Annotated in this window: 12 protein-coding genes; 6 read left to right on the plus strand and 6 right to left on the minus strand. The window is 45.8% G+C overall.

All coding sequences use genetic code 11. The annotated features are described in order from the left end of the window. Positions 1–2289 (plus strand): glycoside hydrolase family 3 protein (locus BT105_RS08320; RefSeq protein WP_207646762.1); only part of this gene is annotated, 2289 nt, incomplete at its 5' end. A 159-nt stretch (positions 2290–2448) separates the two neighbouring features. Here BT105_RS08320 and BT105_RS08325 read toward each other — a convergent pair. From BT105_RS08325 to BT105_RS08345, 5 genes are read right to left on the minus strand one after another with little or no spacing between them, the layout of a single operon-like run. Then, positions 2449–4371 carry a serine hydrolase domain-containing protein gene (locus BT105_RS08325; RefSeq protein WP_072300287.1) on the minus strand — a complete coding sequence of 641 codons (1923 nt, stop codon included), beginning with the start codon at positions 4369–4371 and terminating at the stop codon, positions 2449–2451. Positions 4372–4385: 14 nt separating this feature from the next. Further along, on the minus strand, positions 4386–5165 hold the full coding sequence (locus BT105_RS08330; protein WP_072300288.1) for a hypothetical protein: 780 nt from the start codon (positions 5163–5165) through the stop codon (positions 4386–4388). Between the two features lie 11 nt (positions 5166–5176). Beyond that, positions 5177–5890, minus strand: coding sequence for a hypothetical protein (locus BT105_RS08335; protein ID WP_072300289.1), 714 nt, complete (start codon positions 5888–5890; stop codon positions 5177–5179). Further along, on the minus strand, positions 5859–6743 hold the full coding sequence (locus BT105_RS08340; RefSeq protein WP_072300290.1) for an ABC transporter ATP-binding protein: 885 nt from the start codon (positions 6741–6743) through the stop codon (positions 5859–5861). Before BT105_RS08340 ends, BT105_RS08335 begins: the two co-directional genes overlap by 32 nt. Positions 6744–6746: 3 nt before the next feature. Beyond that, a complete protein-coding gene (locus BT105_RS08345) occupies positions 6747–7118 on the minus strand; it encodes a GntR family transcriptional regulator (RefSeq protein WP_072300291.1) in 372 nt (123 codons plus the stop codon). Between the two features lie 382 nt (positions 7119–7500). On the opposite strand from BT105_RS08345, the gene BT105_RS08350 reads away from it, so the two are divergent. Next, positions 7501–10470, plus strand: coding sequence for a glycoside hydrolase family 9 protein (locus BT105_RS08350; RefSeq protein ID WP_072300292.1), 2970 nt, complete (start codon positions 7501–7503; stop codon positions 10468–10470). Between the two features lie 92 nt (positions 10471–10562). Here BT105_RS08350 and BT105_RS08355 read toward each other — a convergent pair whose 3' ends face one another. Further along, entirely contained in the window at positions 10563–14198 is a 3636-nt protein-coding gene (locus tag BT105_RS08355; RefSeq protein ID WP_072300293.1) for a family 43 glycosylhydrolase, read from the minus strand. Positions 14199–14541: 343 nt separating this feature from the next. Between BT105_RS08355 and BT105_RS08360 the strand changes: the two genes are divergently transcribed. From BT105_RS08360 to cbiD, 4 genes are all read left to right on the plus strand, one after another. Next, positions 14542–15288, plus strand: coding sequence for an alpha/beta hydrolase (locus BT105_RS08360; protein ID WP_072300294.1), 747 nt, complete (start codon positions 14542–14544; stop codon positions 15286–15288). 337 nt (positions 15289–15625) lie between these two features. After that, complete coding sequence (locus BT105_RS08365) at positions 15626–17488, plus strand: carbohydrate binding domain-containing protein (RefSeq protein ID WP_072300295.1); 1863 nt, start codon at positions 15626–15628, stop codon at positions 17486–17488. 299 nt (positions 17489–17787) lie between these two features. Continuing rightward, positions 17788–20889 (plus strand): family 43 glycosylhydrolase, encoded by a 3102-nt coding sequence (locus BT105_RS14690; RefSeq protein WP_242940104.1) that lies wholly within the window; start codon positions 17788–17790, stop codon positions 20887–20889. A 174-nt stretch (positions 20890–21063) separates the two neighbouring features. Then, entirely contained in the window at positions 21064–22191 is a 1128-nt protein-coding gene (gene cbiD / locus BT105_RS08390; protein WP_072300296.1) for a cobalt-precorrin-5B (C(1))-methyltransferase CbiD, read from the plus strand. The last annotated feature ends 1 nt before the right edge of the window (position 22192 follow it).

Genomic DNA, 22192 nt, shown 5'->3' on the forward strand with positions numbered 1-22192 from the left:
GTAGGTGAGCTTACTCTCGAACAGAAAGCAAACCAAATGGTTCAGCCTGCGGTCTACAACATCACTACTGATGACATGAAAGCCAACGACTACGGCAGTATCCTGTCCACTGTCGGCTGTATAGATTCCGATGCATGGTGCGAGACCGTTGACGGCTTCCAGAATGCCGCTATTGAATCAGAGGCAGGTATTCCATATATCTATGGTCAGGACGATGTTCACGGCGTCAATTATTGCAGAGATGCAGTATACTTCCCCCATAATATCGGACAAGGAGCAGCAAATGATGAAGAGCTTGCATATCAGGTAGGTCTTATCACAGCCGACGAAGCAAAGCTCTGTCATATGATGTGGAACTTCTCACCATGCGTGGCACAGTCCGTTGATCCGCGCTGGGGACGTACCTATGAGTCCTACGGCTCCGACCTTGACACCATTACAAAACTCAGCACAGCCTATACTAAGGGACTTCAGGACGGCGGACTTGTTGCCTGCGCAAAACACTTCTTTGCTGACGGTAACGTAGTATACGGCACAGGCGAGGAGGGCACTCCCCTCAAGCGTATAGACCGCGGCGACGCACAGCTCACCAACGCAGAGATAGAAGAACTTCTAAAGGTATATCAGGCTCAGATAGACGCAGGCGTACAGACCATAATGATAAGCCACTCGTCACTCAACGGCGTGAAAATGCACGAAAACAAAGAATACATCATGAAGCTCAAAGATGAAATGGGATTTGAAGGCTTCATCGTCAGCGACTGGGGCTCCATTGAGCACACCTCGGGAGCCACATATAAGGAACAGGTCATCAACGGCGTAAACGCAGGAATTGATATGCTCATGGAGACCGATAAATATGACGAGGCAAAGCAGATAATCGTTGACGCTGTGAGCAGCGGCGAGATAACCGAGGAGCGTGTAAACGACGCTGTTACAAGAATAATCAAGGTCAAGAAAGAGGCAGGCATATTCGATGATCCGCTCTGCGAGAACCTGCAAACAAAGCAGAAGGAAACTGGCTCTCTTGAATACCGAAAGATAGCCGAAAAGCTTGTTGAGGAGAGCCTTGTGCTACTCAAAAACGACAATAAAGTACTTCCTATCAAGGAGGGCACAAAGGTCTATATCACTGGTCCTGCGGCAAACAATGGTCAGGTACAGTGCGGCGGTTGGACTATGGACTGGAACGGTGCAAGCACAAAGGACGTCCCGGGTGTAACTACTATCAGGGAAGCATTTGAAAGATACGCTGAGAGTTACGGAATAGAGGTCATAACTGATAAGGAAGAAGCGGAGAAAGCCGATGTTGTGCTGCTTTGCTTAGGCGAGCAGGCATATGCCGAGTGGAACGGCGATACCGAGGATATGAGCCTTTTCGGTACTCTTGGACTTGACGGCAATTCAAAGGCACGACAGGAAGCCAAGGAACTTGGCAAGCCCACTGTTGCTTGTATCGTTGCAGGCAGACAGGTCCTCATAAATCCCAGAATATACGATCAGTGGGACAGCGTTGTAATGTGCTATCTCCCTGGCTCTGAGGGCAAGGGCATTTCCGATGTGCTCTGCGGCTGTGCCGATTTCAAGGGCAAACTGCCCGCACCGTGGTATGGCTCATTAGACCAGATAGGTACTGACAAGTGCTGGCTGGAAAGAGGCTACGGACTAAGCTACGGCGACGGCTTCAAGGCACAGCCCGAGCCTGAGACTATACTTGATCCGCCGACTGTAGCTGTACTTGATCCTGCATTGGAAGGTACTAATTATAAAGCAGGATTGTTTAAGGACGGCGTATACGTCAATGAATATGCAAATATCAAACTCAATGTTCCCGGAGAACTAAATTATTTCCCTAATGATACTGATCCCGAGGAAAAAGAAGCTTACATTGCAGAGCTTACTGATGAAGAAGAGATCAGGCGCGAAAGGTCGCAAATACTTGAAACAAGTTTTGGCAATGCTAAAGAATCCGTAATGGTATTCTTTGTAAACACAAAGATAGGATTCCCTGATTCTGCTGACGCTACCGCAGAAGACGTTATGGATTATTGCAAGGAATGGATAGATGGCCAGATAACTAATGATGGCGATAATGCTGACTGGAAAGAACGTAAAAAGGTAAAGCTTGGCAGCGAAGAATTTTTGAGAGATGTAGTTTATTATTGGGACGGCAAGGCATTCGATTGTTTCTATATGAGAAAGCTTGATGATGACCTTGTTTGCTGGATATATGTGACAACAAGTGAACAAGGTAGAACTCCCGAATATTATGAGGCTTTGTTTAAATAAATCAGCAGAGTTTTAAATAAAGTAAAAGCCTCCCTCGGGAGGCTTTTACTTTATCAATTGTATTAAAAGATACTGAATAAGATCATTTTCTTTTGAAACTGTTACTTTATAATAAGGATCTGATGCGATAAATGTTAACACAGCTATGATTTTTAAAAATCAGCAGCACCAGAAGTTGTACATCTCAAAGAATATCATTGCGGATACGGTTATAAGGTTGCCTGCAAAGCAGGACAGACTGCGTATTCTTCCGTAGGGGAGCTTCTTTTTTGACATGAATGAGTAAGCAGCGGCAAGAAGCGCAAGTCCGCATAATGCCAGACAAATAATCTGTATAACTCCGATGACCGTGCCCTCGGTCTTGGTGAGACCGTTGTTGTCTCCGTTTACGCGAATTGCAACAATGGATATCATTGCAGCAAGTGATATTATCTTTGCAAACTGTCCTGCGGTGATGATGTGTGCAAAGGAAAGGGGAGCGGCTTTATGTGCCTTATTGAGCTTTCGCTTTGCAAGGAGTATGAACAGCGAGGCAACTCCGCAGAGCATGAAGCCTGCAAGTAGACAGAGCTTAGGAATATAATTCTTTATTTCGAGATATTCCGAGCAGCTGTTTACAATGCCATGTCTGCCGTCAGAATGTTCAACTATGCTGTAAATAGTATCATCGTAATATTCTTCGGAATGATATTCAATAAATACACCGTCAGCAACCTTCGCAGCGTTTATATTATCAATTGAGAATGCGTCCATGTAAAGTATAAATCTTCCCATTCCTGCCGCATGGGTACGTGTGTCCGAATAGTATCCGCTGTATGGTGTCAGATCAAATTTTTCATAGTTTTCACCGATATATTTTTTTGTCTTCAAGCTGCCGAAAACATATGAGCATAAATAGTTCGGGAAATCATCACCACAGTTTGAAAGACCTACGATTCCGAACTTTGATACGGGATCGAATTCCATATTAGCAACACAGCCAAATGTAGCTCCTGTATGTCCGAAGGTGCGGACGTTGTTGTATTCATGGACGTCAAAGCCAAAGCTGAAGCTGGGTATATCAGTGTTTCCGTAGAATGAGGAGCCTGACAGGAGCTTCTCCTGAGTTTCGGCATTTTTGAACAATGGGTGGGCGTCGTTGACCAAAGCCTGTGCGTAGGTAGCAAGGTCGCCGAGAGTACCCGTTATTGCGCCGCAGGGATAAAGCTGATCGTTGAACATACAGGTGCCCTTGGACTTGTATTCTTCTCTCACCCCGTCCTCTATTGTTCCGTCTTCATTTTCTTTATAGCTTTGATGCAGGGATAATTCATAGCACATCGTTTTCATGCGCTGCTCTCTTACCCACGGATTATCGGTAAAGTCGGGACCTGCTGAGGTGTGCTCCATGCCGAGGGGCTCAAAGATATTCTTGTGGACATAGTCAACATAGTCCATACCGCTTACCCGCTGAACGATAAGTCCTGCAAGAGAAGCTGCCCAATTTGAGTAGGAAGCCACTTCACCGGGACGGTAGGTCTGAGCAGGCTCCACATTTTTGAGAGCTTCTTCAAGTGACGGCATTTCAGCCATATCCTCTGATGTGGAGTCGTAAAACTTCTCACACCAGCCGCCCTTGTGGTTCATGATGTCCATAAGTGTAATGGGATCATCGTATTTAAGGTGGCTGAAGAAATCATCGGGGAGGTATGTGCGGATATCTGCTTCAAGGTCGATCTTTCCCTGTTCCCAGAGCTGCATGATGCTTACCCATGTAAAGGTCTTGGAAATGCTGCCCCATTCAAACACGCTGTTCTCGTCAGCGAGAGTGTGCTCCTCAATATTGGTGCAGCCGTAGTAGCGTGTGTACAGTATTTCGTCACCGTGGAAAACAAGCTCCACACGAGCGCTGTCAGTCTTGCTGTTTTTGATATTGGTGGGATGTGCGTCTATTTTTTCCTGACCGCTTATAAGTTTACTGACGGTTATTCCCGACGGACATTTTAGTTCGTCATCTTCTGCAAAAGCACTGAATGGCTGAGTATAGACTGTAAGCACAGCCGCAGCAATGAGAGCGGCAGTTCTGCGAAGTATTCTTTTCATGTATATCCACCTCCTCAAAGCTCACGGGCTTCATAGTCCACTACCGAGCATATAAGCTGATAGAGGGTGAAGCCGAAGCCGATAAAAATCAGTATAATGCTGAGCACCAGACCGTTCATGGGAGCTGCCAGTGCCATGAGCATATTTACAAGCACGATAAGTGCAGGCTTCAGTATATCTATATTGAATATCAGAATAATGGCAGCTGTTACAGCATAGACCAGTGCAATTCCGCCTAAGAATTTAAGAAAGCTCCTCAGTATGGAGTTGTTCTTGCTTGAAATTCCCTTTTTGAAATATTTCCTGTGCTGACCTGCCATGACCATGAGCGTAACAGCGAAAATAAACCAGAATATTGAGTTCTCCATAGCCTTCATCTGTATACCTGTACCGAAACCGCTTGATACTTCGTATAAGTTACTTATGTCCTTAGAAATCATAGAGGTGTGGAAATCACTGAATTTTTCCATTATAAGGTACAGGATAAAAATAATTATTGAAAAGACGGTATATATTCCCGTAGTCAGTGCAAAACGGGAAATTACTATGCTTTTTCGGTCAGCGGGGATAACAGTGAATATTTTTCCTGCATTATGAGTCTTTTCTGCCATTGTAATAAAAGGTACGAGCATAACTCCCAGCACAATTATGCTGAATACCATGAATAAGGCTTCTGTGATAATTCCAATGACTACAAATGCAGCAGTCAGCAGGAAAATAAGGAAGAATATACCCTTGTTCCTGCCCTTTGCCGATATGAGATCGACTCGGATGAGATCAATTATCTTTTTCATATTTTCCCTCCTTAAAGCTCTTTGTCTGAAGCCTTTTTGACTGTAACCGCGCAGAACAGGTATGCTGCGGCTAAGGTGACTGCATTGAGTATAGCGATGGACAGCCATTTGCCTGCCGAAGTCTGCGGCAGCAGTATATTCTTTAATGCTTCAAGCTTCTCATTGTATATCATAACAGATATGAATGTGGCTACTGCAGCAAATACAGCCACTATTATTATAAACTCACGTATGGCGGTCTCCATATTTTTGACCTCCGAGCGCATCTGCACAAAGCAGAGAACTATAGTTATGAAGGCGAATATCGCAGCTGCAAGCAGATAAAGTTTTTCATATCTGCTGTACGGGATTCCAGAGAATCTTCCTGCTATATACGAAAGCTTTTCGGGGAGTATCTTGTAAAGCGAGGAGATCCTGCATATGAACAAACACAGAAAAGAGAGCAGTTCGCCTATGAACATAGTAACGAACATTTCAGTAAAAAGCGCCTTTATTACAGAGCTTCTGCGGACAGGCAGCATACCGTAGAGCCTTTTGCAGCTTGAATTGTTGATTCCCTGTATTGGCGCTATGATCATTACAAAGTTCAATCCACAAAGGATACCAAAGGTGAGACCGAACAGTGAGGCTATAATGCTTACTACGACAAATATGGCTACATAAGGCACAGTGAGACTGCTGACTGAGATAAGGTCAAACCTTATCATTTTCATCATGTCGTTCATGTCTGTCCTCCTTTGCAACATAGACCAGTATCTCGTCGATATTAGCCTTTTCGGTCTCAAGCTCGTCTGATACCTCGTCGAGAAATTCTGTGCTGAGAAGTGCGTCGAAGCCGTTTCTGTAGCCGTGGAAGCCTATGCATTTTTCACGCAGTGCAGAGGAGATGTCCTCCTCAGAGCCTCTGAGAATAACGTATTTTTCGTTGAGTTCATCTTTAGTTCCCGTGAACCAAACTCTGCCGTTGTGGAGTATTGTAACGTAGTCGGCGATACGCTCCACATCAGATGTGATATGTGTGGAGAAGAGGACGCTTCTGTTTTCGTTCTCGATGTACTCGGCAAGAATATCGAGAAGCTCGTCACGGGCAACGGGATCAAGACCGCTTGTGGGCTCGTCGAGTATCATAAAGTCAGCCTTGTGAGACAGTGCAATGGCTATCATAAGCTTCATTTTCATGCCCTTTGAGAATTCGCCAACACGCTTGTTGTCAGGAAGTCCGAAGGACTTGAGACGGCCAGCGAACTCCTTGCTGTCCCAGTCCTTGTAGAAGGGCTTCAGCTGTTTTTCTATCTGTTTTGCAGTGAGGTGGTCTGCAAGGTAAAGGCTGTCAAAAACTACGCCCAGCTTTTCCTTTATGGCGATAGTGTCAGTAACGCTGTCAAGACCGAAAACGCTTATCTTGCCGCTGTCTATGTTAGCCATATTGAGTATGGAACGGATAGTAGTAGTCTTGCCCGAGCCGTTTTCACCTACAAATCCCATGATATAACCCTTTGGCAGTGTAAAGCTGACATCCTTAAGTGCAAAGCTGTCGTAAGCCTTGTTGAGCCCTTTTATCTCCAGAATGTTCTCCATAAATCATTCCTCCATGAATTTTTTTAGCGTGGCGACGATCTCGTCATCGGAAAGTCCCGCATTTCTGCCGTTCAGGACGGCTTTCTCGAAGCCTTCCTCCATTTCGCAGAGCATACGCTCGCGGAGGAGCTCGTTGTTGCTTGGCGCAACGAAATATCCCTTGCCTGTAACAGAGATAATAAAGCCCTCCTCAGCAAGGTCATTGTATACTCTTGTGGTTGTGATAACGCTTATTTTCAGATCTCTTGCAAGCTGGCGGATAGACGGCAGCTGCTCGTCTTCCGCGATCTTGCCCTCAAGTATCTGAGCCTTTATCTGCTGCTCTATCTGTTCATAGATAGGCAGTTCAGATTTATTTTTTATAACTATCTTCATAGTGCACTCCTGTGTTATACTGTATATATCATCGTATATACAGTATAACACATATTGATCTGTTTGTCAATACACCCGAATAAAAAAATTTATGTACGTACCGCAAATAACTGTATATAGCCTGTTTATGAAAAGAAAGCACATTCAGAAACTGTTTTATAAGGTTTTTTCACCAAGCCTGTTTAACGTGGAGGGCGTTTAAGTATTGCATTAACAGATGTTGACTGCGGTTTCTTTATATGTTATAATTCTGATAAAGGAATAGAAGAATGTATTATTTTTCAACTCGATTTAGAGGGACGATAAGTATGTTTGCCTTTTATCCTTTATAACTGACACTTATAAATACATATGTTATATTAAAAAAAAGGGAGGGTTTCATATGTATAAAAAAACAAGCAAGCTTATTGCAGGCGTTATGGCATTAGCTATGGCGGCTGTACCGACAATCTCTGCGGCTCCTGCCGAGCAGAGCAGAACGGTCATGGTCATCGGAGAAAGCACATTCGAGAAAAAATCTCTGCCGTGGCACATCAGTTCTGCGCTTCCTGCAAAGCAGTCGTTTGAGCTTGAGGACGGTACGTTCCACATCAGTATACGCTGTCCTGAGGGAGCTGACCGCGAAAAGTGGGATCTGCAGTTCAGACACAGAAATCTCAATTTCAGAGCAGGTCATGAGTACAAGGTAAGCTTCAAGGCAAAGAGCAAAAGGGAAGGCTTTGAACTTTGCTCGCAGATATGTGATGTCAGAAACGACCAGAACTATTTCGTGCTGGACGGTATGACAAATGATATGCACATGGGACCTGATATGGGAGGGCAGTGGCCTGCATCAGCAGTAAAGCTTTCGACCGAATGGCAGACATTCGAGGGAGTATTCAAGCCCACAGAGGATATTGAGTCTGCGGAGTGGTCTTTCCACTATGCAAAAGGAGTTAAGTATCAGGGCAATGCTCGTGAGGGAGACGAGATATGGTTTGATGATATGGTCATAGAATGCCTTACCTGCGAGGAGTCGGGTGATTCTATGTGCGGCTGGCATAGCACGGGGGATTTTGGCTATGTGATACCGAGAAGCGATGTTCGTCTCAATCAGGCAGGCTATTATCCCGATTCAAAGAAAGTGGCTACATATGTGACTGCGGACGACAGAGAAGCAATGGACTTCAGAGTCCTCGACGAAAATGGCAAAGAAGTCTTAAAGGGCAGAACTGTTCCTGTCGGTCCTGATCCCGAAGCAGGCGGCGGATTTTTCCACAAGCTTGACTTTTCTGAAGTTAAAAAGCCGGGCAGGTACACGATAGAGGTCGATGACGAGAAAAACGTATATACAAATCCTTACAGCGGAGAGACTTATAAACGTTATATCAGCCACGAATTTACGGTAGGGGACAGTATCTACGGTGATATATACAGAGATGCAATGAATTACTTCTATTTGCAGCGCTCTGATACTGATCTTGAGGCGGAAAAGATAGTTTCCTCGCCTTCCGATGAGAACAGGGCTAAGCTCGCACATAAAGCCTACCATGCAAAGGACGAAGCATATTTCAGGGAATACTGGCACTCGTCCAATGAAAAGAACATGAAAAAGGACTTTTCGGGCGGCTGGTACACTGATGATAATTGCGGAAAAAATATTATTGCAGGAGCAAATACGGTATGGCTTTTGCAGAATATGTATGAGCTTTCGGAGAAAAACGGAGATAAAAGCTTGAACGACGCTCTTGACGAAGCGAGATATGAGCTTGAATTCATGCTTGATATGGTGGTTGATCCGGAAAAAGACAGTATGTGGGGCGAGGATTATGCCGACATGGTATATCACGGCGTAAGATATTACAACAGCTATGATCCTGTCATTCATAATCTTGATATGAAACATGATTATCTTGTCAGATTAGTTAATCCTCCGACATATGCTGCTACTTTTGACTTTATAGCCTGTGCGGCACAGGCAGCTCGCCTCTGGGAAGGCTCTGATCCCGATTTTGCCGCGAAGTGCCTGAAACAGGCAAAGGCTTCGTGGGAAGCAGTCAAGAAGCATGAAGATGAGTGGAAAAACGTTTCCATACATGATGAACATTTTGCTCCTAACAAGGGTTCTACTGCATATGATATCAACGATATGGACTTCGGCGACATCAATATAAATGATGAGGCTTATTGGGCTGCCTGCGAGCTTTTTGCGACTACAGGCGATATGGAGTATTATGACTGTCTTACTTCCTGCAATCCTGAGCTGAAGCTTACTCAATGCGAACCTGATTATTATAAAATCATTCATTGGCCGCAGCCTGATGACAGATTCAGGGCATTCGGTGAGACTGATACCCTTGACTTCGGTACAATATCGTTGTATCTCAGCGATAAGATATCAGATGATGACAGAAAGCTGATAACTGTAAATATCGGCAAGGCTGCTGATAATTTAGTAGATGCAGCCACAAGAAATATTGAAAATAAAAAATACGCCAACGCTATGGATATCCCATACAGACAGGTTGAATGCGGATTCGGAATAGATCCTTACTCAGCATATGCCGACAGCTGGAAGACCTATGAATACGGTTCCAACTCTTCCATAGTCAATAACGCGGTCATTCTGGCATATGCCTGTGACGCAACAGGCGATAAGACTTACAGGGATCATGCAGGCTATGCTCTTGACTATATTTTCGGAAGAAACGGTCTTGGCATATCCTACGTAACGGGTTATGGTTCGTATCATACTAATAATCCCAGCAGCAATTACTGGCTGAACGAAGTAGACAAGAGCTTCCCGTCTGCTCCGAACGGTGTAATGGTAGGAGGTCCCACGGGGTTAGCTGGAAGTCCTGACGGTATAGGCGACAGTTTTGTTAAGGGTATCGGTCTCAAGATAGGCGAGACGCCAGACCAGCAGCTCTATGCGGACTCTGTTCAGGCGTGGACCTGCAATTCTGTCACACCTCAGTGGCAGGCTGCTTTTGCATGGGTGCTTTCATACTTTGAGAGCAATATGGGAAATGATGAAGCGCCTGTAACGACTTCCTCCACAACTTCAACAACAACTACTACAGCTGTTACAACCATAACATCTACGGCTTCAACGACTTCTGAGCTCAAAGTGAAAACGGCAGGCGATTCAAACTGTGATGACAAAATAGATATGTCAGATATAGTTCTTATAATGCAGGCTCTTGCAAATCCGAACAAGTTCGGTGTGACGGGTTCAGACAAGCATCACATTACAAAGCAGGGAGCTATAAACGCTGATGTTATCGGTAATAACGGAATGACCAATGAAGATGCGGTAACTATCCAGAAATATCTTCTCAAGCTTATTCCTTCATTGTCCATTGAGCAATAATATAATAGAGGCAGTTGTCTTCTGAAACGCCAAGGCAAGTCTGAAAAGACAATAAAATACGCCTGCGGTAATTAATGCCGCAGGCGTGATTTTTATTTATTGAGCTTCCAGCTGTCAATTGAAGCTGAGTTATTGAATATGAAACAGAGATCCTGCTCTCCGCTGAGATCCTGAACGGGAACAGTTATTTCCTGCATAGAGTTTCCTGCGGGTATCTCTGCGTATGAAACAGCATTACCTGACGGGCTGCCCTTGCATACCTTAACGATACAGCCGTTCTTGGAAGAAGCCTTTATTGTAAGACTTGCCGCACCGCTTCCGCAGTCTGCCTTTGATACGCGGTACCAGCTGCCTTTTTCTGCATTGACAGTCGAATTGCCGCTGCCGCTGATAGTGATACCGCCCTGATGTGAGAATGTAGCAGCACGGGAGGTAGTATACGGATCAAAGGCCTTGATCTGTGATACGCCTGTTTTTGTACCCTTGACCTGCTGCATCGTGCCGTCGGAATTCATGGTGATCTTGTCGATGTGGGTGCTTCTGTAGCCCATATCCTTAAGATTCATTACATCCTGGAGGTACTGTGCATGATAGAAGAGGTACCACTGTCCCTTGAACTCCATGATGGTGTGGTGGTTGTTGCCTGTTGTGCCGAAGAAGTTGCCGATGTTCTTGAACACCTCGCCTTTATGGGTGAATGGTCCGAGAGGGTTGTCGCTGACCATGTAGTCGATAGCGGCAGTCGTAAGACCGTAGGAGTTGCCGCCTGTGCTCCAGTTGGTGCAGTAGCTGTAGTAATATTTGCCGTTGTACTTGTGGATACCGCTGTCCTCAAACATGTAAGGTGCATCAATGACAGCTGGTGTGCCGACGATAGAGGTCATGTTATCGCTGAGAGCGACACAGCGGGCAGATTTCGGATGATCCTTCGGCAGATTGTCTGTACCGCCGCCGAAGTAGAGATAGCCCTTGCCGTCATCGTCAACGAGTACCGCAGGATCGAATACCCACGGAACATTTGTGACGCCGTTGGTCTTGCGGTCGATCATTGCACGGCCGTTAGGATCTGACCATGGACCGGTAGGACTGTCTGAAGTAAGTACACCGATGCCATTTGCGTTGTTTGCAAAGTAGAGGAAGAACTTCTCCTTGCCGTTGATCTTCTTGTGGCAGGCTGTCGGAGCCCATGAGTTGCCTGCCCATTTTGCAATACCGTTCTGACCTGCAACATTGATAAGACCGTGGTCTGTCCAGTTTACGAGGTCATCTGAGGAGATGCAGCGCAGGCAATTGATAGTGCTGTAGGTCTCCTTTGTTACCTGACCGTTGTTATAGAGCAGGTGGTCATCTGTCATGTAGATATAAACTCTGCCGTCATACTCCATAACTCCCGGATCAGCGCCGAAATACTGGGATATCAGCGGATTGTGCTCGTTATCCTTTTTGTATGACTTTGCAGGATTTACGCTGCCGAATTTCTGTGCCATTGCAGAAAAATCGATCTGCTGGACAGGTTTTGCAGTTGTAGTTGTGGTAGTAGTTGTTGTTGCCTGAGTTGTTGGCTGTGTAACTGGCTCAGCTTTGAGGTTGTTTGACCAGCTTTCGGGGAGCTTTGTTACTGTGCCTAAAAGGAACTTCTGGATAGAAAGCGCGTCGTTTGAAGTAATGCCGCCGCCTGCCTCGTAAACGTCTGCATTGTAAAGCCCTGGCGCCTTTAGAGCAAATTTGTTGGGGTTAGCGAGGGACTGCATGATAAGAACTACGTCACCCATATCTACTGTGTTGTCGCCGTTTGCGTCGCCCCACAAGGAAACCTTGGCTTCGTATGCAGCCTTAGGATCCTGCTCAACAGGTGGCGCAGTTGTAACGGGTACTGTTGTAGTAGTTGTAACCACAGGACCGTCAACCTTTACACCAGCTTTAGCAACGACAACTTCGTCAATGCTGAAATCACTTGTTCCTTCCTCTGTTTCAACATAGAGGATATATCCCGAGCCCTCAGGGAGCTTATAGTTGGTATTTGAAAGCTGTACGTATTCGCCGTTTGAAACGCCGTCTGCGATGTGAGCATAAGCTGTTGTGCCCGTCGAATCCTTGTATTCAAGTGAGAGCATCATATTGCCTGAGCCCTTTGCAACAGCACTGAAGCTGTACTCCTGTCCAGCCTTGAAAGTAAGGGAGTCGAGAGTTTTTGCTGCGCCGTGCCATGCGCTGCCTCTGTCGGAAACTGTCAGAGCCTTATTTCCCTTGTAAGCTGTGCCGCCAGTGTTTACAGAAGCTCCGCCTCTGCTCTCCCAGCTGCCGTTATCGTTCTCGAATGTATCGTGGTAATAGTAACCGTTTGCGTCTGGCTCTATCGGCTCTGGAGGAACAGGATCCTTTCCGCCCTCGAAGCCCTTGCCGTCGCTGACGAGGCTTACTACGAATGTGGAAACGCTGTTTGCGGGAAGCTGAGCACTGAATGATGAGCCGCTGAAATCAGGGTTGGAAGTCTTTGTGATGTTCTCGTTTGCAGAAGTTCTGTAACGGGTCACATCTGTGATAGTTCTGCCGCTGAAGCTGAACTGCTGAACAGGAGCATTGCTGCCCTTATTGATAGCAACTACTGTTGCCTGTGTGTCGCTGTGCTTGTAAGCAGAAACGAGTATATTTGAATCGGGCTGTTCCGTAGCATCGATACGGACGTCACCGGGGCGTACCCACTTGGAGAACTGAGCCATAGCGTAACCGCGCTTTGAGATCTTGCCGGTGTCCCACATCGGGCTGTACTGACGGCGTATGTACCACCATACATAGGCGTTCATGTTGCCGACAACCATAGCGTTGTGGATATTTTCTGCAACCTTAACGCCCTCAGGCCAACGGTCTGCGGAGTTGTTGTCGCTGTTCGGAACGTAAACCTCTGTCATCCAAATCTCCTTGCCGCAGTTTTCAAGGGCAGGGAAGTCCATCTGGCTGCGCTGTGTTCCATAGAAGTGAGTGCCGAACATATCGCAGTTCTGCATAGCCTTGGAGTTATTCAGAATTGCGTTGTAGAAGCTCTTGTTATAGCTGAAACTCTCAGGAGACATCAGCTTTGTGGTTGTGCCTGCTGTTACGGATTTACCGTAGTTTGCGATAAAGTTTGCCGCACGGTCTGGTGTCCATGCTGTCCACTCGCCTGACCAGTCAGGCTCATTCTGTACTGATATGGAGTTGAGCTGAACGCCCTGGCTGTTACAGTACTTGATGAAGTCGTTGAGGTGCTGTGCGTACTGTCCCTCAGCGCCGTTTTTGAGAACGTACTTACCGCCTGAAGGACCGCCCGAGCCATTCTGTCTCATTGATGCAGGCGGGTTCCAAGGTGTAGCAAATACAGTTGCGCCAAGCTTCTGAGCTCTCTGAGCTGTTGGGATAGCGTTCTTCCAAGCATTCTTGTCGTCACTGACAAAAATACGAAGAATAGTAAGACCAAGCTCGTTATCGCCGTTTCCGAAAGCTGTCTGGACCTGAGCTGCCGTCATGTCTCCGGGAGCTCCGTTCTGAGCGTTATAGCTCTGCCACTCAGGGTGATTCATACCGCCGAAGCCGCGGATAGTCTGATATTCCTTGTTTGTGTTGATGTTGCACGCGCTGGCAGCGTCAGCTACCATAGGCGCTGGCGACGGGAAAGAGGACGCTGTGCCTATCAGCATTGCTCCCGCCATGACTGCCGAAACAGCAGTCTTGAGTTTTCTTTGAATACTCATTAAGTAATTCCTCCAAATCTGTTTATTCATTCCATAAATAATATCCCCGTAATTTATGGAACTGTAAATATTGTAATATTTTTTGTACGTAATGTCAACTAAAAAAAGTGATACATAGGTGGAAAAAACGATATATTTAATTCAATCAATCGGCAATAAATGACTTGATTTTTGCCTTTCGGTTTTGTATAATAATGGCATAAAATAGCATCTCAGGGAGGGATAATATGAGAAAAACACTGACAGAATTTCTGTCAGCATTTACAGCGGATATATGACTTTTATGGTGCGTCAGTCTTTAGTTTAAACTGAACTTCACAAAATTTGAAGGAGGACAGAAGAAATGAAGGAATTCTATATAAACTGCGACGGTACAAGGCTCCATGCCAAGCTTGATCGTCCTGATGATACGGTAAAAGGACCGCTTTGCATACTGATTCACGGTTTTACGGGACATATGGAAGAGGAGCATATCATTGCGGCTCAGAAAGCAATGAATGAAGCGGGAGTTTCGGTGCTTCGCGCTGAAATGTACGGACACGGAAAAAGCGATGGCAGGTTTATTGACCATACGCTCTATAAGTGGGTGACGAATGCTCTTGCTGTGATCGCATATGCAAGAGGGCTGGACTTTGTGACTGAGCTTTATGTATGCGGTCACTCTCAGGGAGGACTGCTTACCATGCTCATGGGAGGTATGTGTGCTGATGTTCTTAAGGGAATACTGCCTTTATCACCTGCATGGATGATCCCTGAAAATGCAAGGGCAGGCATTGTTCTGGGCAATTCATTCGATCCCGAGCATATCCCCGAAAAGTTAGCCAGTGAGAGCTGGGAGATATCAGGTGACTATATTCGTGTTGCACAGACTATCCATGTTGAAGATGCGATATCAAGATTCAAAGGAAAGGTGCTCATAGTTCATGGTGACGAGGATCCTGTAGTTCCGTATTCCTATGCAGAAAAAGCCGCAGAGCTGTATAAAGATGCAAAGGTCATTCCTATACACGGTGCAGATCACTGTTTTGTCGGTCATCTTGAAGAACTGGCTGATTCAATAAAGGTTTTTTTCAACACTGTCTCTGAATAAATAACAAAACGCAGCAAATGATGAATAATACAAAAAGAGCCCTCTGCCGAAAGTTCAGGCTATCAGCAGAGGGGACTTTTTTTGACATTTTGTAATATAAAGACATAATATCACAGTATTATGGTAAAATGAAGCACACTAAAAATTGAACAATACATACTATTTGTGGTATTACATTTTACAATATGATGTGTATAATGCTGTAAAATATGCATTTTGTCCACCTTATATGCACGTTTTGAGTTGATAATCAATATAAGATATGATATCATATTATTATAGGCTGAACAGCCTGAAAGATATAAACAGGGGAATATTATAATTAGGAGGAATACTTATGAAAAAAACAAACAAATTCAAACGCGCGTTGACGGGTTTGATGACCTGCTCAATGCTTTGGACCTCATTGGCAAATCTGCCTGTGAAGCAGACTGCCGATGCAGCAGGCGCAAATGTTACACTGTGGGGCGACACCAACTGCGATCAGCAGGTCGACTTTTCAGATGTAGTGCTTATCATGCAGTGCCTTGCAAATCCTGACAAGTATGGCGTCGGCAAGGACGGCGGCATTACAGAGCAGGGCATGGCTAACGGCGACGTAAGCAACAGCGGTGACGGTATCACAAACATGGACGCTCTTGCTATACAGAAGTATCTGCTGGGACTTATCAAGAAACTTCCAGAGAGCGTTGCTGAAGGAAATACGGATACCGAAACAACTACTGCAACAACTCCGACGACCACGACTACAACCACCACTGAATCTACAACGACTACTACTGAAACAACAACTACCACATCTACAACTTCCACCACCACAACAACCACAACAACCACAACAACTACTGCGACCACAACGACAACTACTACTGCTCCTTCAATTGATACCAAAAAGGAGTCATTTGAATCAGGCGAAAACGGCTGGGAAGGAAGAGGCGGCGCTTCTGTAGCTTCTGAGAGCGACCACTTCTACTCAGGCAGCAAGTCCGTCAAGGTTTCAGGCAGATCGGCTGCATGGAACGGTATCAACTACGTACTTGGAAGTGAGTTCAAGCCCGGCGGTACATACAGCTTCTCGGCAGCAGTAATGCAGCCTACGGACTCGGCTCAGGAGATGAAACTCCAGCTCCAGTACAAGGACTCTTCCGATGAGGCAGTTTATGTCAACATAGCTAAGGCTGATGCTGAGGGCAAAAAGTGGACAAAGCTTGAGAATACATCATTTACTATACCTGAGGACGCAAATGAGCCTGTATTCTATATCGAGTCAACTGAAGGAACATTCAATTTCTATGTTGATGACGTTCAGTTCGCAGCAGAGGGCGTAAAATCTGAAGTTACAACAGGCGGCGGAAAAGTCGGCGAAATAAAGGTAAGCAACTTCAAATACAATGCAAATCCTCAGTATAAGGCTGCACCTGACAGATACTTCAAGCAGCCTGCAAAACACGGTACTGTTGTCAAGGAAAACTACAACGGTATCAACGGCAACAAGAATATGTACGTATATCTTCCTTACGGCTATGACAAGTCCAAGAAGTACAACGTATTCTACCTCATGCACGGCGGCGGAGAGAGCGAGGAGACCTGCTTCAACGACAATAACATCAATATCGACATCATGCTTGATAACATGATCGCAAACGGCGATATAGAGCCGATGATCGTTGTAACTCCAACATTCAACAAGGCTCCAAGTGCTGACGGCGTTTGGGAGGAAATGCGCAAGTCTATAATTCCTTACGTTGAAAACAAGTACTCCACATATGCAAACGGAAATACATCTATTGAAGGCCTTAAAGCATCAAGATACCACCGTGCATACGGCGGATTCTCAATGGGCGGCGGCTCAACATGGGCAAACTTCAATAATAACCTCGATATTATTGCATACTTCATGCCTCTGTCAGGTCACTGCTGGGACGGCGCAGGCAAGGTCCTCAATTCAGCAAGAAAATCAGGCTTCAAGAAGAATGAGTACTTTGTATTTGCTGCAACAGGTACCAAAGACATCGCATACGGCAATATGGTGCCGATGATAAACGAGCTGAAGAAGAATACAGATGTGTTCACATACACAGCCGATTTCTCAAAGGGTAACCTTTACTTCCTCGAAGCAAATGGCAATGTACACTGGTGGCCGCAGGTACGTCATTACATCTATGACGCTCTGCCTTACTTCTTCCATGAGAATCAGTAATTAAAATTCTTAAAAATATTCCGAAAACTCCCTGAGCTATTCAGGGAGTTTTCTTTTATATGTTTCGTATTGACGTAATATTATTTATATATTTTAGTGTCTAAATGATTAACAAGTGAAAAAGTTTATAAATTCCTGCATTTTGTCCACTTAATATGCGAAAATGTGGATTGAAATTGTCAGATAATTGTGCTATTATAATACTAAATATAAATAAATTGTAAACTGACTGCTGAAAGAGGTCGCAGTCAGACTCAAAAGGTTAAAACGGGATATTAAAATTAAGAAGGAGAATTATTATGAAAAAGTATTTTTCGGCTATCGCCATGGCAGCAATATCAGCTGTCTCATTATGCGCGGCAGTTCCTGCTGTTACGCATGCAGAAAACCCAATAGTACAGACATCATTCACACCTGATCCTGCTCCGGTAGTATTCGGTGACGAACTCTATGTATTCACAGGCTGTGACCGTGAAGGCAACAACGACTTCTACTACATGACAGGCTGGCAGTGCTTCTCAACGAAGGACATGAAGAACTGGACAGACCACGGCAGGATCCTCGAGGATACCAGCTTCAGCTGGTGCAACAAGAACGATGCATGGGCTTCACAGTGTATCGAGCGCAACGGCAAGTACTACTTCTACTTTACCACCACAAACAAGGGCGGCGGCGGAAGAGCTATCGGTGTTGCAGTTGCAGATTCGCCTGAGGGCCCGTACCACGATCCCAACGGCAAGGCGCTTTGCGGTCCGAACTGGGATTACATCGATCCTACTGTTTTCATTGACGACGACGGTCAGGCGTGGCTCATGTTTGGAAATCCGAAATGCTACTATGTCAAGCTGAAAGAAGATATGGTAACTCTGGACGGACAGATCAAGAACTTTGATATGAATAAAAATGCGTTCGGTTCAGGCAAAAACGGATCAGCCTATGGTGAAGGTCCGTGGATAACAAAGCATGGCGATAAGTACTATCTTGTATATGCGGGATTCCATGGCTCTGACGGCGGCGAAAGCATCTGTTACTCATATGGTCCGACTGTAACAGGTCCGTGGACTTTTGGCGGAAAGATCACAGATCAGAGTAATTGTTTTACCACGCATGGCGGTACTATTGATTACAAGGATCACTCATATCTTTTCTATCATATGAACGGACTTAAAGGCGGCGGTACTTTTAACCGCAGTGCTGCTGTAGAAGAGTTTACATATAATCCTGACGGAACCATTCCTGTGGTAAAATCAACTAAAAACGGTCCCGAACAGATAGAGCCTCTCAACCCGTTTGAGCGCGTCGAGGCGGAGACTATCTGTTGGAGCGAGGGCATCAAGACCGAGAAGGACGAAAACAATTCTGTATGCATAGGAAGCATCAAAAAGGGAAGCTATATCAAGGTCGCAGGCGTTGATTTCGGCGACGGTGCCGATAAATTCACAGCCTGTGCAGCTTCTGCCGAGAGCGGCGGAAATATCGAGCTCCACCTTGACAGCAAGACAGGACCTATCGTTGGCAACCTTAAAGTCGGCGGAACAGGCGGCTGGCATAACTGGGAAGAGGTTTCATGCGATGTAGCAGGCGCAAGCGGTGAGCATGACCTTTATCTGGTATTCAACGGCGGCGACGGATTCCTTATGAACGTTGACTGGTGGAAGTTCGAGGGAGCAGGTTCAAGCTCTTCTGATACAGACCAGACATACATATTTAAGAGCACATTCGAGGGCAAGCTTGACGGCTGCTCAGACAGAGGCGGCGCGACTGTTGCTGTAAGCACTGACGAGGCATATGAGGGCGACAGCTCGGTATACTGCTCGGATCGTTCAGCTTCATGGAAGGGCGTCGGCAGAAGCCTTAACTATAAGTTCAAAGCAGGCGAGAAATACAGCTTCTCAACTATAGTAAAGTATAACGAGGGTGCTGATTCTACAAAGTTCCACCTGACGCTCCAGTATGACGGCGCAGACGGCGAGGCTCACTATGATAAGATAGACACTAAGGACGTTGTTAAGGGTCAGTGGACACAGCTTGCAAATACAAGCTTCCAGATACCAACAGGCGCCAAGAATCTTCTTGTATATGTTGAAACAGAGGGCGACTCTGACGATTCAACTCCTGCTACCAATTTCTACGTTGACAATTTCTATGCAGCAGTAGACGGCACTGTTATAGACGGTCCAAAGGGTGAGGAGATACCTCCAACTACCGTAACACCTCCTACTACACAGGATCTGAAGGATATACTTGATTCAAAGGTATCAAAGTGGGGCGACGCCAACGGCGATAAAGAAGTTGATATGAGCGACGTTGTTCTTATAATGCAGTCACTTGCAAACCCTGACAAGTATAAGCTCAGCGATACAGGACTCTTCAATGCAGACGTATGTGAAGCAGGCGGCGGTATCACTTCAAACGACGCCCTTGAGATACAGAAGTTCCTCTTAGGAATAAACACAAAGCTTCCCGTAAGCTATTCTGAAAACATCAAGACAGTTACAGCACCTGTAACGACCACATCGACAACTACTACAAAAGCGACAACTGTTGCAACAACAACTACTACGACTACAACTACTGCGGCAAGTGCACATCTTTCCATGAAGGACTTTACTGCAAAGGTTGCGTCAAGTATAGCTGAAAAAGAGCCGAATTCCGCAAATCAGTCGCAAAATGGCGTGGCTTACGGTCAGATACAGAAAAAGAGCTACTATTCAACTACCTGCAACAGACAGAAGGACGTTAACATTCTTCTGCCTCCGAACTACGATCCCAACAAGAAGTATCCTGTAATGTACATCATGCACGGCTACTATGAGGGTATTGACAGAATGCTTACAAAGGGAAATGCTGATATGCATACCCGTGAGATGATAGGAAATGCTATTGCCGAGGGCGCAGCAAAGGAAATGATCTGCGTATTCCCCGATGTATTCTCAAGTCCTACTCTCAAGGCATGCACAGGTATGAACGAAACAAACAATCAGGCTTATGATAACTTCATAAATGACCTTACAAAGGATCTTATGCCGTATATGGAGAAGAATTACAGCATCAAGACAGGTAAGGAGAATACCGCTATCACAGGCTTCTCAATGGGTGGACGTGAGGCTCTCCTCATCGGTATGAAAAAGCCCGACATGTTCGGCTATATCGGCGCTATCTGTCCGGCTCCCGGAGTTTCCGGATCCTTCAAGTGGGACAGCGGCAACGAGCCATATTTCCTGATGATAACAGGCGGAAGCAACGACACAGTTGTTTACGATAATCCAAAGAATTATCACACTAACTTTGAGAAAAACGGCGTTCCTCATGTATGGCACTATGTAAACGGCGGCTATCACGGTGATAACTGTATCAGAGCTCATCTCTACAACTTCTTCCGTATAGCATTCCAGAACTGACGTTTATTATAAAAGCTCCGACCGAATGGTCGGAGCTTTTGCTTTGTATAGCCAAGCTGTGATACAAACAAGCCTGCAAGCTGTTTTTATAATAGTTTTGTAAGGGATTATGATTGACTTAATCTATATAATATGCTAAAATATAAACATAATTATTTCGACGGGAGGTGCGGCATGGAAGAAAGATTCATATACTGCGGTACTAAGAAAATGCGCTGCGGATATACTACAGGCTCCTGTGCCGCGGCTGCTGCAAGGGCTGCTGCTGAGGCACTTCTCACAGGGCAGGAAGTGAAGTCAGCGGAGATACTCCTCCCCAAAGGCGAGCGTTTGAGCCTTGATATTTCCAAATGTATCATAAATGACGGAACTGCCGCTTGCACCGTCATAAAGGACAGCGGCGACGATCCCGATATCACCAACGGTATAGAAATAACCGCGGAAGTATCACTTGCTGACAGCGCTGTGAAGATAATCGGCGGAAAGGGCGTAGGTACTGTCACCAAGGCAGGTCTTGACCAGCCTGTGGGAGAGGCGGCTATAAACTCCGTTCCGCGCAAGATGATATCACAGGCGGTCAGTGAAGCTGCGGAAATGCACGAATACTGCGGCGGCTTCAGAGTAGTTATATCAGTGCCGCAGGGCGAAGAACTTGCGGAAAAGACCTTCAACCCACGTATCGGCATAGTGGGGGGAATATCAATAATCGGAACTACAGGCATAGTTGAGCCGATGAGCAGTTCCGCACTGATAGAAACTATACGCACAGAGGCGAATATCCGCCGAAAAGAGGGCAGAAATGTCCTTGTTCTGACGGTGGGCAACTACAGCGAGAGGTTCATCTCACAGAATCTGCCGCAGCTCAGCGGGCAGTGCGTCATGTGCAGCAATTTTATAGGCGACGCTATCGACATCGGAATAACACTTGGGTTTAAGAATATCCTGATATACGGTCATATCGGCAAAATGGTGAAGCTTGGCTCGGGTATCATGAACACCCATTCTTCTTATGCTGACGGCAGAATGGAGACTCTGATTGCCTGCGGAGCGCTGGCAGGTCTGGACAACAGTCTGCTTTGCAGGCTTAATGACTGCGCAACTGCTGACGCGGCTCTGGATATACTGTATGAAAGCGGTCAGGCGCAGAAGCTTCTCGATGTGCTTACGGAGCGGATACACGGCTATTTACAGGCACGAACCAAGGGAGAAGCTAAAACAGGTGCGGTGATATTCTCCTATCAGCACGATATGCTGCTGAAAACGCAATATGCAGACGAGATACTTGATTTGGCGGTGAAATGAT

The sequence above is a fragment of the Ruminococcus flavefaciens genome (assembly GCF_900119075.1).
Taxonomy (GTDB): Bacteria; Bacillota; Clostridia; order Oscillospirales; family Ruminococcaceae; genus Ruminococcus; species Ruminococcus flavefaciens_Q.

Bases quoted from the DNA above. Each gene is read 5' to 3' on its own strand.
- cbiD (WP_072300296.1), top strand. From the start codon at position 21,064: ATGGAAGAAAGATTCATATACTGCGGTACTAAGAAAATGCGCTGCGGA.
- BT105_RS08365 (WP_072300295.1), top strand. From the start codon at position 15,626: ATGAAAAAAACAAACAAATTCAAACGCGCGTTGACGGGTTTGATGACC.
- BT105_RS08345 (WP_072300291.1), bottom strand. From the start codon at position 7,118: ATGAAGATAGTTATAAAAAATAAATCTGAACTGCCTATCTATGAACAG.
- BT105_RS08330 (WP_072300288.1), bottom strand. From the start codon at position 5,165: ATGAAAAAGATAATTGATCTCATCCGAGTCGATCTCATATCGGCAAAG.
- BT105_RS08350 (WP_072300292.1), top strand. From the start codon at position 7,501: ATGTATAAAAAAACAAGCAAGCTTATTGCAGGCGTTATGGCATTAGCT.
- BT105_RS08335 (WP_072300289.1), bottom strand. From the start codon at position 5,890: ATGAACGACATGATGAAAATGATAAGGTTTGACCTTATCTCAGTCAGC.
- BT105_RS08325 (WP_072300287.1), bottom strand. From the start codon at position 4,371: ATGAAAAGAATACTTCGCAGAACTGCCGCTCTCATTGCTGCGGCTGTG.
- BT105_RS08360 (WP_072300294.1), top strand. From the start codon at position 14,542: ATGAAGGAATTCTATATAAACTGCGACGGTACAAGGCTCCATGCCAAG.
- BT105_RS14690 (WP_242940104.1), top strand. From the start codon at position 17,788: ATGAAAAAGTATTTTTCGGCTATCGCCATGGCAGCAATATCAGCTGTC.
- BT105_RS08340 (WP_072300290.1), bottom strand. From the start codon at position 6,743: ATGGAGAACATTCTGGAGATAAAAGGGCTCAACAAGGCTTACGACAGC.
- BT105_RS08355 (WP_072300293.1), bottom strand. From the start codon at position 14,198: ATGAGTATTCAAAGAAAACTCAAGACTGCTGTTTCGGCAGTCATGGCG.